The organism is Sodalis sp. C49, assembly GCF_046352915.1.
GTDB lineage: Bacteria > Pseudomonadota > Gammaproteobacteria > Enterobacterales > Enterobacteriaceae > Acerihabitans.
Window position 1 is genome coordinate 5412980 of record NZ_CP163303.1, and the last position, 13286, is coordinate 5426265.

The window sequence follows — 13286 nt, forward strand, 5'->3', positions numbered from 1 at the left end:
CCGGCCGGGACGTTGCTATTTTTTATCACTTCGTCTCCAGGGCAGGCAGCCTGACAGGGCATTATCCCGCGGCGGTTTTTTTGCGTAGGGCGGCGGCGGTTCGTCATGCGGGGAGAGGGGAGCAACCGCCCCGCGTACGGGGCCGCGGCCATACTCAGTGAATGACGCCGGGCCGGACATGGACGCATTTCTGGTATTGACCGGCGCTTTATAGCGCGGATAGGTTTTCGTCGGATTGCCGGCCGGCACGATCCGGGCGGCGGACGCTTTGCCCGCGCTCACGCCGGTGCCGGTCTGCGTGGCCCCGGCGATGCCGTTCTTCACGGGCGCGGGGGAAGAGAGGGCCAGCGGCGTGTTGCTCACCGTTTCAGGAAGGGGAAACGTGGTGGAGTTGATGGACGTGCGTCCATAAGGACCATAAGGAATGGAGGGGGGGGCGAAGTTGTAGCGTGCGTTGATTGACGAGCGGTCGATATTCCCCTGATAAAACGCCGGCGAATGATCGTAACGGGTATAGCGTGTGTTTAAATAAGCATTATTCATTACCGATGGTACTCCTGTCATGGGGGAACACTGTGGAAATCCCGCGGAAAAAGGGAAAGATGAAAATGATGATAATGGAACACATGACTTAAATAACGGCCTAATGACGCCGTTTGCGCAAGGACGGCGGCGGTGAATGTCTTATTGACCGGCAAAACGCCGGGGAAAAACCCATGCGCGGATAAAGTGTCGCTTCAGGTTCCGGCCGGTTTGGGCTATCTTGTTCCCGGGCGATTCCACCACTTTTTTACCGTCGGCGCCGCGCGCCGTTAACAGGCCGTTATGGACAATCAAACCGATAAGCAAGCGCCTTCGCAAACCCTCCCTTCCCAGGGCGGCGGCCGCTGGTGGCAGCAGGGTAAACCGCCGGACTACCGTTTTTCGCTGGCCAACGAGCGCACCTTCCTGGCATGGATTCGCACGGCGCTGGCTTTTCTGGCGGGCGCGGTGGGCATCGATCAATTCGCGCTGGGCCTGGGAACGCATGAGGTGCGCGCGGCCCTGGCGGTGCTGCTGTCCGTCATGGCGGCAAGCCTTGGCATCATGGCGTACCGCCGCTGGGCGGCCAGCGAGCTGGCCATGCGCACCGGCGCCTCCCTGCCGCAGACCCCTCTGCTGCTGATGATGGCGCTGTTTGTGGCGGCCGTGGCCCTGGCGTTGACCGTGCTAATCCTGATGCCATGAGCGGACCTCTCTTGCCCGGCGCCGGCGGCGCACCGCCGCCGGACCCCGGCCTGCAGCCTGAGCGTACCTGCCTGGCCTGGTCGCGCACCGCTTTCGTCGCCGCCGTTAACGCCTTGCTGCTGCTGCGCGCGGCGGCGACGGGCGGCAACCGGCTATTGCTGGCCGGCGGAACGCTATTGTTAATCCTGGCGGGCATGATGTGGCTGTGGGGATATGGCCGTCTGACGCGTTCGGCCGGGCAAGGCCGCTGGATGATGGCGCTGACCATGCTGACCGTGTTGTCGGTCAGTGTCATGACCGTGCTGTCGGCGCTGGGCTGAGGAAAAAACCATAATAACCAGCAATGCTATGGAACTGTGATGTTTATCACTGCAGGGTCTTAAGAATAATCTTAATATACACATCATCCTTTACAGAGCTAACGCCTTGGCCCCGGGTCATGAGCGCCGGAGATAAGCGCCGGAAAGGATAACGTCATTTTTTGACGGCCCCGGTGACGGGGCTTTTTTCCTCAGAAAAGCGCATCGGCCACTTACCTCCTCGCAAGAGGGAGTACAGCAAAGGTTGTCGGTGCGCTTCTCTGTCTCTATCGTCCAGTCATCCTCTCCGATCATGCATACATAAACGAAACAAAACCAATAATAATCACGGCGAGCGCTGCGAGAAAAGTAATGTCGTTAGTTTGCATAAGTCACCTCCCTTTCACCTGTCATCATTGTGGCCTTAACAGGATGAAACGAGTGTGACTGAACAACCATTTTGCTTATGTAATAAGCAAAATGGGGTTAATGGCCGGCCCGCGGGCAATCTTGCGCGTAGCCGCTATCGTCCCGCCGGGCGGCAAAAAAAATCGCATCCGGGAATAATCCGTATCCGCGCGCGTCTTATCCGTACCTATGCACCGCTTTGACGGAGATAAGATGCCTTTCACCCCACGCTGCCGGTGGTCCGCCGCCGGCATACTTGCGGCCCTGCTAATGACCGCCGCCCATGCCCATGGTGATAGTTATGCCGCGACGGCGGGCGCCGATACGGCTGGGCCGGCCACTGAAGCGCCTTTCCTGCGCGAGAATGATGCCGCGATGACGCAAATGATGACCGCCATGACGCTGACGCCCAGCGGCGACGTCGATCGCGATTTTGTCGCCATGATGACGCCCCATCACCAGGGCGCTATCGCCATGGCGCAGGCGGAGCTGCGTTATGGCCGTAACGAGCGGCTGCGCCGCATGGCGCAGGAAATTATCATAACCCAGCAGCAGGAAATCACCGCCATGCGCCAGGCGCTGGGGGACCCGTTGCCGGCAAGCGCGCCGGCGCCAGATCTCATCCCTGCCGGCAGCGCGCGCGCCGGACATTAACGTCATAGTTCCCACTGAAAGGACAACCATCATGAAATCATCCTTTATGGCCCTATCGCTGACCCTGCTTACCGCGCCGCTGTCCGGCTGGGCAGGGCAGGCGCCGCGCGCCGCCGCAAGCGCCGATATCCCCGTCAGCCATCATGACCGGGTCTACGCCGCCGAACAGTTTTCCAATACCCTTTCGGTCACCGACCCGGCGGACAATACCCTGCTGGGGGTCATTCGCCTGGGCGATCCGCAGCCGGGCAACCTCAGCCCGCTGTATCGCGGCCAGGTGCTGGTGCACGGGCTGGGCTTTTCTCCGGACGGTAAAACCTTGGCGGTGGTCGCCATCGGCACCAATTCCGTGACCTTTATCGCTACCGCCACCAACCAGGTGAAACACACCACCTATCTGGGGCGGGCGCCCCATGAGGCGTTTTTTACCCCCGACGGCCGGGAAGTGTGGGTCACGGTGCGCGGCGAAGATTATATTGCCGTACTGGACGCCGCCAGTTATGAGGAAAAGCTGCGTATCAAGGTGCCGGCCGGGCCGGGCATGCAGATTTTTTCGCCGGACGGCAAATACGGCTATATCTGTTCATCCTTTAATCCTGAAACAGTGGTGGTTTCCGTGGCCGATCACGCCATTGTCGGACGGGTGAAACAGGCCAGCCCGTTCTGCCCGAATATTGCGGCCACGCCCGACGGCAAACAGGTGTGGTTTACCCTTAAGGACTCGGGGAAAACCCAGGTGTTTGCCGCGCAGCCGCCTTTTCAGCTGCTGAAAACGCTGGATACCGGACCTATTACCAATCATGTCAATATCGCGCATAATGCCAAAGGCACCTTCGCGTATATTAGCGTTGGCGGACTCAACCAGGTAAAAGTGTTCCGCACCGATGATTTCACCCAGGCGGCTACTATCGCCGTAGGCAATTTACCCCATGGCGTCTGGCCGTCCGCCGACGGCAGCCGGGTTTATGTCGGCCTGGAAAATGACGATGCGCTGGCGGTTATCGATACGTTAAGCAATAAAGTTACCGCCACCATTCCCATCGGCCAGGCGCCGCAGGCATTGGCTTATGTGCCCAACGCGGTGCCGGAGGGGGACGGCAGGGCCGGTTTACAAACCCTGGGCGTGGCCGGGAAGGCCACGCATCTGGCGTTGCGGCGCGTCGGCGCGGCGGGGGGGCCGGCACCGACCACGGTATCGCTGTTTGACCAGGGCCTGACGCAGGTGTTGCAGGCGGCGGTGACCGGATTGGAGCCCAAACAGGCTTATCTGCTGGCATTGGCCACGCGCCCCGACGGCGGCGGCGGGGTACAGCCGTTAAGCGCGTTTATGACCAATCCCGCGGGCGCGGCGATTGTTAACGCTATCGGACCGATTCGCCAGGTCGTCCGCCAGGACCGCAAGGCGGAACGCCGCTATCTGGTGGTGGTGAAAGGGACCGCCGAAAACTATGGCGCGCCGGTGCAAATCCAGGCGTTGTAACGCGCCATGTCATAAAAGGAAGCTGATGACCATGTCCGGGCTTACCGATCGCCAGATAAGGGAAGTACTGCCGCAGCTGCGGCGCTTTGCCCTGTGGCTGACGCGCAATCCCGCCGGGGCTGACGATTTGGTCCAGTCCGGCCTGGAAAAAGCGTTAACCGCCTATGCGGCCCTGCAACATGAGGACAACCTGCGGGTATGGCTGTTCTCCATTCTGTACCGGCAGTTTATCGACGGGGAGCGCCGCAAAAAACGCTATTTACGTCTGTTATCGCTGTTTAAGGGAGAGGAGGAATATGCCGCCTCGCCGGAGGACCTGGCGCTGACGGATGGCGTGCTGGCGGGGTTCGCCTCGCTTCCCACCGATCAGCGGGCCATCCTGCTGCTCGTCGCCGTCGAGGGTTTGCGTTATAAGGAAGTGGCCGAGGCCCTGGACATCCCCCTGGGTACCGTGATGTCGCGGCTGTCGCGCGCGCGCAGGCAATTGCACGATTTGGCGGAAGGCACCGCCGCGCCCGTTAATCCGTCGTTAAGGAGATTAAAATGATGACCCGGACGCCCACTGAAAATGATTTACACGCCTATGTGGACAACCAGCTCGATGAGCCGCAGCGCCGGTGGGTCCAGCACTACCTCTCCCGGCATCCCGAGGCGGCGAAAAGGGTCGCCGGCTGGCAAACTGAAACCCAGCGGCTGCGGGTCGCCTTGACCCATGACGAATCCCTGACGCAGGCGCCGGACCTCCAGACCCGTCTTGTGCAGGCGCAGGCAATCCGCCGCCGCATCCAGTCCCGGCGACAGACGCGCTTGGCGCTGGCCTTTACGCTGCTTTTTTCCCTGGGCGCGGGCGGTATTGCCGGCTGGCAGTTCCGGGACCTGGAGATGCAGCGCCATGCCTTGCCGATGGAGGACGCGGTACATGCCTACCAGCTGTTCAGCCAGGATAAACTGCCGGTGCTGGACGTGGTGGCCGATAACCGCGGTGACATGGACAATTGGGTCAGCCGCTATTTTATCAATGGCGCCATGCCGCCCAACCTGGAGGAATATGGCTTCACCCTGGTCGGGGGGCGCCTGATGGCGACGGATACCGGTCCGTCGGCGTTAATCGTTTATCAGGATAGCCAGGGGGTGCGGGTGACCTATTATATCCGGCCATCGGGGAGCAACGGCCTGAAGAGCGGCAAACGCGAGGCCGGCAACCTGCTGGCGCAGTACTGGAGCGACAATAAATACAGCTACGCCGTGGTCAGTCCGGTAAACAGCCGCCGCGCGCAGCCGGTGCAAAATGCCATCGCCGCCTATACCGCCGCCCATAGGCTCTAAGGACGGCCGTGCCTGACTAATGCCAGGATTCTGCCTGGCCGTCGCTTATCGCCGCCGGCCATGAGCAGCAGTGGCGATCACCTCGCCGCTGAAACCAATAATGTCCGGTTCATTTTATTTCAGTGACGAAGCTATCGCGGCTGCGCCGGACTTTTTTCAGGTTCACCAGCCAGTCACCTTCGGCCGCCCGGTAACCGAGGGGCAGCATAACCACGCTACGCAGGTTTTTCGCCGGCAAACCGAGGATGTCATCGACCGCCGCCGGATCGAATCCTTCCATCGGCGTGGCGTCAACCTCTTCGAACGCCGCGGCTATCAAGGCCGCGCCCAGGCCGATATAAGCTTGCCGCGCGGCCGCCTGATAGTTAGCCTCCGTGCCCCGACCGGCGACGATACCCAGCAACATCTGGCGATAATTTTCCCAACCTTCGTTTTTAAAACCCCGCACGTCGTTGGTAAGGTCGAACATCATATTAACGCGATCGGGCGTGATGTCGTCCCAGGCGGCGAAAACCAGCAGGTGCGAACAGTCGGTAATCTGCGCCTGATCCCAAGCCACGGTGCGAATCTTTGCGCGGATATCCGCGTTGCTGACCACGAACAGCTCAAAGGGTTGCAGCCCGCTTGAGGTAGGCGCCAGCCGCACAGCTTCAATGATACGTTCAAGCTTTTCGGCGGGCACGCTTTTCGTCGCATCGTACTTCTTGGTGGCATAGCGCCATGCCAATCTTTCATTAACGGTGGTCATCTTGGTTTCCTTCAGGTGTGAATGTGCATGCCGGGATTGCGCCCGGGCTTGCGGCGTAGTGTCGGCCCCGGCAATCCCGGGGTTAGCGGCAAAAGGCGAGCCGGCTAAATAATAGCAGCATCACCGCCCCGGCAAAACCATGCCGCGTGCCGAACATTCAGATGTTACCGCAATGGCATTGCGCAAGAGGCGCAGGCTGTTATCGGGTTCATCCCTACCGGCAGTCCACGCCGGATAATAACGTCCGCATGGCCATCCGCATTTTTATTTTTGTTTATATTTGATTTATACAAAGTGTGGCATAACCTGCGATTCCGAAATGTATAACACCGGATCCTCCCGGCAACCGGTATAAGTCCTACGTGTAATAGTGTGCGGTAATGATGATAAATGATGATGTGGTGTATTGCTTTCAGGGAGCAGTAACCTGATGTGGTTATTTAAATGGGCGGCAATTCCCCTACTGGCTTTGGGTATAATGCCTGAGGCGCTGGCAGTAAATGTCTGTCATGATCCTACGCTGGATAAGAATAAGGGTTTATGGCGGAATTTTACCGCCAATATCGCTAAGACATGGAACGCCTCACCCGACCAGGATATTTATGTGCCGGTAATAACCTGGCATAATCGCTATTTTTATGATGACGAGCATATCCGGCGTTATAATGAGCGTCCCTGGGGTTTGGGATATGGCATTTCACGACTGGACGAACGGGATAATTGGCACGCACTCTATGCCATGGCTTTTAAGGACTCCTTTAACCGCTGGGAACCTTTCGCCGGCTATGCCTGGGAATCGCAATGGCGGCCCCTTGCCGATAACGATTTCAGGCTGGGAGCGGGCTTCACGCTTGGGGTCACGGCCCGGCATAATTGGCGTTATTATCCCATCCCGGCCCTATTGCCGCTGGCGTCGGTCAGCTATCACACTATTACCTTCCAGGGCACCTATATTCCTGGTTCGCGCAATAACGGCAATGTTGTTTTTGCCTGGCTGCGCTGGCGTTTTTAACCGACGGCGTCTTTGACCACCCCGCCGGGTGAGGGAGGAGGAGCCGGGGCGATAGACGCGTTCACACCCGTTGGGCGCGTACCAGCGTCAGCGAACTCATGGTCTTTGCCAGCCGGTTATGGTGTTCATCGGTAAAATATTGTTCCTCCATTTCACGCGACGTCAATTGTTCGATGATGTCAAAATGAAACGGCGCCAGGAATTGGGCGGCTTTATCAGCCTCTATACCGAACGTCCAGGCTTCACCGAGTTTCCTGACTGCCGTCACGCATTCTTGCAAACCATATTGGCTATTTTCTCCGGCAATCGCTGCGGTATCCACATAATCAAAAAATACCTGGCTCCCCGGACCGCCGTGCCGGCTAATGGCGGTAAAAATAGCCTCGACCTGTTCCGCTTCCAGATAATAGGTCAGCCCTTCCAGCACAAAAAAACATTTTTCGCCGCGTGGAATTGCAAGCTGTGTCAATATTTCGTTTATGCGTTGCCGGGAAAAATCAATGGCGATAAAATGAACGTTGGCCGGAAAATCAATATCTATTTTTTTGAAAATAGCGCGTTTCTGTTGCTGCATATCAGGATGATCGACTTCATACACCTGACAGTGCCTGAGTTGTTGCTGGAAGCGGCAGCACCTGGAATCAAAACCGGCGCCAAGAATAAAGACCTGTTTACAGTCCGCGGGCAGGGTCATGAAAATGTTATCCAGGAAGTTTGTCCGGCCTAAAATATATTCATAAGCGCCGGGCGGTACCGAGGCATTAAACATCTCGTCGTTAAGTAAAAAAGATTTATGCATCAGCGATAAAAATGAGTTCAATGCATAACAGATCATTACCGCAATAAAATCGTCGCCTTTAAAGTGTTGACGTGTTTCGCCAAAAGATTTGGCCCGAAACAGACAGGTCATTTCAGCGGTGGAAGAGAAAAAAAGCTTTTTTTTCGACATAGGCCGGATCCGCCGGTAGATAAAAAGGCATTGGCGCCCTCAGAAATCAGAAAGCATAGTAGCGCTGTAAAAAAGGACAATGTTCCAGATAACATAACGTGAGCGGCATCATAAAAGACGCGCAGGCCGCGCCCCGCGGCGCGTAGGCGCGGATTCGACCGTGGGGCCGGCCGCGCCGGGGCAGGGTATAAACAGGACGAAAGATGCGTTCCGACTTGCGGCTTGGTTTGTCTGTGCTAAACCTTTAGTAGGCCTAACAAAAGGAGTTCGTTATGAAAAAAAGCTTATATGCTTTATCCGCATGTATGTTCACCATCCTGCTGGCGGGTTGCGCCGATAATAATTATGCCATGCATACCAACGACGGACGCACCATTGTCAGTGAAGGCAAACCGAAGGTAGATGACCAGACCGGTATGATAAGCTACAAAGATGCTAATGGAACCAAGCAGCAGATCAATCGCAGTGACGTTAAGGAAATGATGGAAATCCAACACTGACGCATAACATCGCGCAGAGACGAAACCCCACCCTGCTGGGGTTTTTTTATGGCCGCAATAGCAGAATGTTATCCTGCTGGCGCTAACGCCGTTTTAATCCGCCAGGAAATCAGCCTGGCAAATCCAGCCATAAGGGCCGGTAATGAGTTAATTCCAGAAATACCATTAAATAAAGCAACCATCAATTTTCACGATCATTTACCCGATCGCTTTGGTATTAAAGATCACTCGCCCAGACTTATTTAAGCGAACGATCCGATGGTGAAAGCGGTATTTCATGCCCGGCCGGCGAAAGAGGTCATCGGCAAGCGCGCGGTCCTTTTGACAGCCAGGTCATTCTCACCGCTAAACGCCGTGCAGGGCCTTTTGATATTGACCGGGCGTTACCCCCATAAAGCGCCGAAACCAGCGGGTAAAATGGGCCTGGTCGGCAAAACCGGATAAAATACCCGCCTGGCTGAGAGGGCATCTGTGGCGGATCAGGTGCATGGCATAGCGCACCCGGGCCTGGCGCTGGTACGCGTGGGGCGTCATGCCGTATTCGCGCTCAAACGCGCGCAGCAGGCGAAACGGTGGTATGCCGGTTTGGACGGCGATATCCATCAGACTGACGCGATCCCCCAAATGTTCATCCAAAAACGCCCGCGCCCGCCGCACCGCTCCAAGCTCCGGTCCGCCGTCCGGCGATTTGGCGGCGTCTTTAACGTAACGCTTCATCAGCGTGTCGGAAAACGCCAGATAAGCCTGATCGCGAAATAACAGCGATCCCTGGGTCTCCGAGCTGCGGTGTAGCGCATACAAAATAGCGTTAATCTCGGGATCCCTGATAATGGGGCCGGAAATCGTCAAGGCATGCCTGGCGCCGCGCTCGTCAACCAGCTGATGCAGATAAGCGATATCCACATACAGGGTACGCAGGCTCCACCCCTGCGCGGTGACGGGCCAGCCCGCATGGGGTTCGTCCGCGTCAATGGCATACAGATCGCCGCGCCGGGCGATAAATTCATTGCCCCGCGTGCGGATGCGGATATTACCTTCAGTGAGCAGGGCGAAACAGGCCGTATCATGGGTATGCACATCATAGGAAAAATCAACAAATGTGCCGCGCAGCAGCTCGGCCTTCAGGTCGGGCGACCGCCAGACATTGACGTCGGAAGGGTTGAACGGCATGGGGACATCCTCTGGGGCAAGGGGCGCAAACACTCCTCTGTTAGGTTACATCACTTTGAAGAACCCAGGCAACGCCGGCACGCAGGGTCCGCGCCGCCCCGGCGTTTATGCCTGCGGCTATTTTAGCAGCCCGAGTTTGGCCACGATTTTGCTTATGGGCTTGCGCTCGCCGACCAGGGCAAGGCCAACATACTGTAGTTCTTCGGTGGCCACGTGGGCAACCGCCTCGCGAAAAGCGGCGTAGTCGGTGGTCTGCTGGCCCTGGACGGGAAAATCAATGATGTCGCAGCCCGACCCGGCGCCTTTGTCTCTCAGGGCGGACAGTGTGGCGCGATCGGCCGCCAGAACGGTAATGCCGATGGGGATAAGACCGGGGTGTTCGCACCCGCTGGCGTCGACCAGGGGCAAGCCGACCAGCGCCGGATGGCGCTGGCCAACGGTAAGGGCGATGACGGCGGCGGCGTTTGCCGCTCTGCCCGCGGGCAGTTCGCTATCGACCACGATAACGCAGCGTTCGGGTATTTTGGTTGCTTCGGACATGCCTGGAACTCCATGAAATAAAAATACCGCGCTATAATGCGGCGGCCCGTCGTCGCCGTCTTGAACGCTATTGCAGGATAGCGGCGCTTGGGTGGGCGGATCCTGTGGCCACGCGCTGCAAGGCATGGGGCAATAAGCCGTGGGGTCCGGCGCCGTTAATCGGCAACTGTGCGGGTAAAATTGGCTGTCGCGCCGGCGTGCGGCGCGACAGGCCGGTCCCTTAGCGGCGGATGGCAAAATGCGCCGCTAAGGGATCGGCCACCTGACGCGGCAGATCGGCCTCCCAGGCCAGGTAGGCGGCGCTGGCGGCGGCATTGCCGTCATGGCGATCGTGCAGCCAGAACAGATAATCAATCTGTTGGCCCTCAGGGGGATTCTGCGGGCTGCTTTGCACCGTTAAGCCCGCGGCCTGCCAATCCTGCGGCTTTCCGGACACGCGTTTGGCATCAAATCCGGCATCGATTAAATCACGCACCACCCCTTCGGCCAGCGGCCCTTGCCCGGCAAACACCAGGATCTCGGCGGCCGGCGGCAAGTCGGCCGCGATCCGCGAACGGTTGACCCAGCGCGTACCGGCGGGATGCGCCCGGCGGTATTCCCAACTGCGATCGGCGCTCAGGCCCAGGGCGCCGGCGTCCAGCCTTTGCCTGGCCGCCGCCGCGTCGATAACCGGAACGGGGGGCGGCGCCAAGGGCGCCTTGGGGGAAGATGAGGCGTTCGCCGCATCGAACCCGGGCAGCACCACCGCCTCCCAGCCGAGCTGCAGCAGCCAATGGGCGGTAGTGGTGGCGCGCACCCCGTCATTATCATTAAGCACAATGCGCGCATTGCGCGTGCCCGCCCATTTGTCCAGCGACTGTACCAGCTGTCCGCCCGGCGCCCAGCGGGCGCCGGGCCGGTGGCCGCGCTGATATTCGTCATGATTACGGACATCGAACAGATAGGTGGTGCGCTCCGGGTCCGATTGCCATTGCCCGAGCGTGGCCGCGTCGATAACGTTTACACCGTAACGTTGTGCCAGCGCGTCCGCCCGTGCGCGGGATGATTGCTGCGCCCGTTTGCTCAGTGGCGGGAAGTAGCGGGCATCGTCCCTTACCGTCGCCAAATCGGCCAGCCGCCATCCCTGGGTGCCGCCGGACAACGCCACCACTTTATTAGGCACGCCGGCATTAATCAGGGTCTGCGCGCCGATGATGCCGCGCGTGCGGCCCGCGCAGGAGATGACCACCAGCGTCTCGGGCGAAGGCACCAGGTCCTCGAAGCGATAGAGCAGTTCGGCGCTGGGTACGGCGATGGCGCTGGGCACATGGAAGCGGTCGTATTCCTCTACCGTGCGGCTGTCCAGCAGGACGTAATCCTCCTGGCGTTCGATCAGGCGCGCCAGTTCGTCCGGGGCGATATCCGGCGTATGCAGCAGGTGTTCGACAAACTCGGCAAAGGCTTTATAGGGCACGTTGACGCCCTTGAATAGCGGGTAACCGCCGCGCTCCCAGGCCTGTACTCCACCGGCCAGAAAATAAAGCCGGTCATATCCCAGGGCGGATAAGCGCGTTATGGCCCGCGCCGTCACATCCTCGTCGTCGCCCAGCAGCACCAAACGCGTGCCGGCGCGGGGCACCAGCGGGGGCAGGGCGGTTTCGAGCAGGCTGTAGGGAACGTTAACCGCCAGCAGCGGATGACCCTCGCCATAGGGGCCTTCTTCGCGGATATCGATAAACGCCAGCTCTTCGCCGTCGTCGAGCCAGTCCAGCAGGGTGGCCAGCGCAACGGGCCGCCCGGCGTCATGTTGTCGTGTCATAAAATGCCTGTATGAAGAAATAATGCGTTAATAACGCAGGCCCGCCTGTTTTAGCAGCGGCAGGATCCGTTGGCCGAAATAAGCCAGCTCGGGTTGATAGTCGACAAAACACAGTTGCAGTCCGTCGCAGCCGATAGCCTTGAGCCGGAGGATTTGTTCGGTGATCTGCTCCGGCGTGCCCACCAGTTGGATATTGCCGCCGACAATACGCTCATCCCGCTGGTGGCCGCGCCAGGATCGGCTATCGCCGGTAGCGTGGGTATGGAAAAATCCGTCCACCGCGCCATGGTCGGCCTGGGCGATGATCGCCTGATATACCGCCTGCGCTTCGGCTTCGGTATCGCGCGCGATAATCATCGGATTGACCAGGATCCGCACGTCGCGGTTGATTGCCTGTGCCGCCGTCCTGACCTGGCGGGTAATATCCGGCAGCGCATCGATGGCCGCCTCGAACGACGCGCCGGCGGGGCTGGTCACGAAAATCAGGTCAGCCTGACGTACCGCATGGGCGATGCCGGCGGCCGAACTGGTGGCGCTGACTATCACGGGCCGGCCATAACGGGGTTTGGGCGTGACAAACGCCTGGTTCAACCGCCACCGGTCGCTGTGGTAATCCAGGTTTTCCGTGCCGGCCCAAAGCTGCTGCAGCAGCGAAACATATTCGTCGGCAAGGGCATAGCGCTGGTCGTGGCCAGGCTGCTCCTGGCCGAACATGGCCCATTCGTCTTTACGGAAACCGGTGACGACGTTCAGGCCCCAGCGGCCCCCCGACATATGATCAAGCGTCGCGCCGAACTTGGCCAAATGCAGGGGATGCCAGGGGCCATAAAAAATATGCACCGTGGAAATCAGCAGGATGCGTTCGGTAATGGCCGCCAGGCCCGCCGCGGTCATCAGGGTGTCGAGCGCCGTTTCGCGATAGCGGATTTCTCCGCCGAACCCGCCCTTTGGCAACCAGTGCGCCGGTCCGAACACCAGTTCAAATCCCAGCGCCTCGGCCTGGCGCGTTAGCGCGGCATTGTAATCGAAGGTCCAGTCGGTGCCCCGGGGATAGGACGACATGGTCCAGCCGCCGTTATGGATGGGTAAAAACAGCCCGAGCATCAGCGGCTGTTTCATGGCTATGCCCAGGGGGCTGTCCGGCGGGAGCGGCGGCAAAACGGGATAATGCATAG

The 13286-nt window shown here is 59.1% G+C and carries 16 protein-coding genes; 9 read left to right on the forward strand and 7 right to left on the reverse strand.

The annotated features are described in order from the left end of the window. Positions 1 to 15: 15 nt before the first annotated feature. The gene (locus ABUK12_RS24520) at positions 16 to 543 is read right to left on the reverse strand and encodes a hypothetical protein (RefSeq protein ID WP_410014254.1); all 528 of its coding nucleotides are present in this window, start codon (positions 541 to 543) and stop codon (positions 16 to 18) included. Between the two features lie 282 nt (positions 544 to 825). On the opposite strand from ABUK12_RS24520, the gene ABUK12_RS24525 reads away from it, so the two are divergent. The 6 genes from ABUK12_RS24525 to ABUK12_RS24550 all read left to right on the forward strand — a co-directional run bounded on the left by ABUK12_RS24525 (position 826) and on the right by ABUK12_RS24550 (position 5394). Then, positions 826 to 1227, forward strand: coding sequence for a YidH family protein (locus ABUK12_RS24525; protein WP_410014255.1), 402 nt, complete (start codon positions 826 to 828; stop codon positions 1225 to 1227). Continuing rightward, positions 1224 to 1547: a DUF202 domain-containing protein gene (locus tag ABUK12_RS24530; protein ID WP_410014256.1), complete on the forward strand. Its 324-nt coding sequence runs from the start codon at positions 1224 to 1226 to the stop codon at positions 1545 to 1547. The genes ABUK12_RS24525 and ABUK12_RS24530 overlap by 4 nt, the downstream gene beginning before the upstream one ends. A gap of 600 nt (positions 1548 to 2147) precedes the next feature. Further along, positions 2148 to 2588 carry a DUF305 domain-containing protein gene (locus tag ABUK12_RS24535; protein WP_410014257.1) on the forward strand — a complete coding sequence of 147 codons (441 nt, stop codon included), beginning with the start codon at positions 2148 to 2150 and terminating at the stop codon, positions 2586 to 2588. 31 nt (positions 2589 to 2619) lie between these two features. Continuing rightward, the gene (locus ABUK12_RS24540) at positions 2620 to 4068 is read left to right on the forward strand and encodes a YncE family protein (protein ID WP_410014258.1); all 1449 of its coding nucleotides are present in this window, start codon (positions 2620 to 2622) and stop codon (positions 4066 to 4068) included. A gap of 25 nt (positions 4069 to 4093) precedes the next feature. Next, positions 4094 to 4615 (forward strand): sigma-70 family RNA polymerase sigma factor, encoded by a 522-nt coding sequence (locus tag ABUK12_RS24545; RefSeq protein WP_410014259.1) that lies wholly within the window; start codon positions 4094 to 4096, stop codon positions 4613 to 4615. Beyond that, complete coding sequence (locus tag ABUK12_RS24550; protein WP_410014260.1) at positions 4612 to 5394, forward strand: anti-sigma factor family protein; 783 nt, start codon at positions 4612 to 4614, stop codon at positions 5392 to 5394. The genes ABUK12_RS24545 and ABUK12_RS24550 overlap by 4 nt, the downstream gene beginning before the upstream one ends. Positions 5395 to 5503: 109 nt before the next feature. On the opposite strand, the gene ABUK12_RS24555 is transcribed toward ABUK12_RS24550, so the two are convergent. Continuing rightward, positions 5504 to 6142, reverse strand: coding sequence for a nitroreductase family protein (locus ABUK12_RS24555; protein WP_410014261.1), 639 nt, complete (start codon positions 6140 to 6142; stop codon positions 5504 to 5506). A gap of 478 nt (positions 6143 to 6620) precedes the next feature. On the opposite strand from ABUK12_RS24555, the gene pagP reads away from it, so the two are divergent. Next, positions 6621 to 7154 (forward strand): lipid IV(A) palmitoyltransferase PagP, encoded by a 534-nt coding sequence (gene pagP, locus ABUK12_RS24560; RefSeq protein WP_410016768.1) that lies wholly within the window; start codon positions 6621 to 6623, stop codon positions 7152 to 7154. 61 nt (positions 7155 to 7215) lie between these two features. On the opposite strand, the gene ABUK12_RS24565 is transcribed toward pagP, so the two are convergent. Continuing rightward, positions 7216 to 8103, reverse strand: a complete 888-nt coding sequence (locus ABUK12_RS24565) for a class I SAM-dependent methyltransferase (protein WP_410014262.1) — start codon at positions 8101 to 8103, stop codon at positions 7216 to 7218. Positions 8104 to 8375: 272 nt separating this feature from the next. On the opposite strand from ABUK12_RS24565, the gene ABUK12_RS24570 reads away from it, so the two are divergent. Both ABUK12_RS24570 and ABUK12_RS24575 read left to right on the forward strand, forming a co-directional pair. Further along, complete coding sequence (locus ABUK12_RS24570; RefSeq protein ID WP_410014263.1) at positions 8376 to 8603, forward strand: YgdI/YgdR family lipoprotein; 228 nt, start codon at positions 8376 to 8378, stop codon at positions 8601 to 8603. Between the two features lie 48 nt (positions 8604 to 8651). Then, positions 8652 to 8849 (forward strand): hypothetical protein, encoded by a 198-nt coding sequence (locus ABUK12_RS24575; RefSeq protein ID WP_410014264.1) that lies wholly within the window; start codon positions 8652 to 8654, stop codon positions 8847 to 8849. Between the two features lie 99 nt (positions 8850 to 8948). Here ABUK12_RS24575 and ABUK12_RS24580 read toward each other — a convergent pair whose 3' ends face one another. From ABUK12_RS24580 to ABUK12_RS24595, 4 genes are all read right to left on the reverse strand, one after another. Beyond that, positions 8949 to 9773 carry a helix-turn-helix domain-containing protein gene (locus ABUK12_RS24580; RefSeq protein WP_410014265.1) on the reverse strand — a complete coding sequence of 275 codons (825 nt, stop codon included), beginning with the start codon at positions 9771 to 9773 and terminating at the stop codon, positions 8949 to 8951. 117 nt (positions 9774 to 9890) lie between these two features. Further along, positions 9891 to 10313: a DUF2000 domain-containing protein gene (locus tag ABUK12_RS24585; protein WP_410014266.1), complete on the reverse strand. Its 423-nt coding sequence runs from the start codon at positions 10311 to 10313 to the stop codon at positions 9891 to 9893. Between the two features lie 220 nt (positions 10314 to 10533). Next, complete coding sequence (locus ABUK12_RS24590) at positions 10534 to 12111, reverse strand: rhodanese-like domain-containing protein (protein ID WP_410014267.1); 1578 nt, start codon at positions 12109 to 12111, stop codon at positions 10534 to 10536. A gap of 27 nt (positions 12112 to 12138) precedes the next feature. After that, positions 12139 to 13284 (reverse strand): LLM class flavin-dependent oxidoreductase, encoded by a 1146-nt coding sequence (locus tag ABUK12_RS24595; protein ID WP_410014268.1) that lies wholly within the window; start codon positions 13282 to 13284, stop codon positions 12139 to 12141. Between the last annotated feature and the right edge of the window lie 2 nt (positions 13285 to 13286).

Excerpts from the sequence above, each read along its gene's own strand:
- ABUK12_RS24585 (WP_410014266.1), bottom strand. The coding sequence starts at position 10,313 with ATGTCCGAAGCAACCAAAATACCCGAACGCTGCGTTATCGTGGTCGAT.
- ABUK12_RS24565 (WP_410014262.1), bottom strand. The coding sequence starts at position 8,103 with ATGTCGAAAAAAAAGCTTTTTTTCTCTTCCACCGCTGAAATGACCTGT.
- ABUK12_RS24525 (WP_410014255.1), top strand. The coding sequence starts at position 826 with ATGGACAATCAAACCGATAAGCAAGCGCCTTCGCAAACCCTCCCTTCC.
- ABUK12_RS24575 (WP_410014264.1), top strand. The coding sequence starts at position 8,652 with ATGGCCGCAATAGCAGAATGTTATCCTGCTGGCGCTAACGCCGTTTTA.
- ABUK12_RS24550 (WP_410014260.1), top strand. The coding sequence starts at position 4,612 with ATGATGACCCGGACGCCCACTGAAAATGATTTACACGCCTATGTGGAC.
- ABUK12_RS24595 (WP_410014268.1), bottom strand. The coding sequence starts at position 13,284 with ATGCATTATCCCGTTTTGCCGCCGCTCCCGCCGGACAGCCCCCTGGGC.
- ABUK12_RS24540 (WP_410014258.1), top strand. The coding sequence starts at position 2,620 with ATGAAATCATCCTTTATGGCCCTATCGCTGACCCTGCTTACCGCGCCG.
- ABUK12_RS24570 (WP_410014263.1), top strand. The coding sequence starts at position 8,376 with ATGAAAAAAAGCTTATATGCTTTATCCGCATGTATGTTCACCATCCTG.
- ABUK12_RS24580 (WP_410014265.1), bottom strand. The coding sequence starts at position 9,773 with ATGCCGTTCAACCCTTCCGACGTCAATGTCTGGCGGTCGCCCGACCTG.
- ABUK12_RS24520 (WP_410014254.1), bottom strand. The coding sequence starts at position 543 with ATGAATAATGCTTATTTAAACACACGCTATACCCGTTACGATCATTCG.
- ABUK12_RS24535 (WP_410014257.1), top strand. The coding sequence starts at position 2,148 with ATGCCTTTCACCCCACGCTGCCGGTGGTCCGCCGCCGGCATACTTGCG.
- ABUK12_RS24555 (WP_410014261.1), bottom strand. The coding sequence starts at position 6,142 with ATGACCACCGTTAATGAAAGATTGGCATGGCGCTATGCCACCAAGAAG.
- ABUK12_RS24545 (WP_410014259.1), top strand. The coding sequence starts at position 4,094 with ATGACCATGTCCGGGCTTACCGATCGCCAGATAAGGGAAGTACTGCCG.
- ABUK12_RS24530 (WP_410014256.1), top strand. The coding sequence starts at position 1,224 with ATGAGCGGACCTCTCTTGCCCGGCGCCGGCGGCGCACCGCCGCCGGAC.
- pagP (WP_410016768.1), top strand. The coding sequence starts at position 6,621 with ATGCCTGAGGCGCTGGCAGTAAATGTCTGTCATGATCCTACGCTGGAT.
- ABUK12_RS24590 (WP_410014267.1), bottom strand. The coding sequence starts at position 12,111 with ATGACACGACAACATGACGCCGGGCGGCCCGTTGCGCTGGCCACCCTG.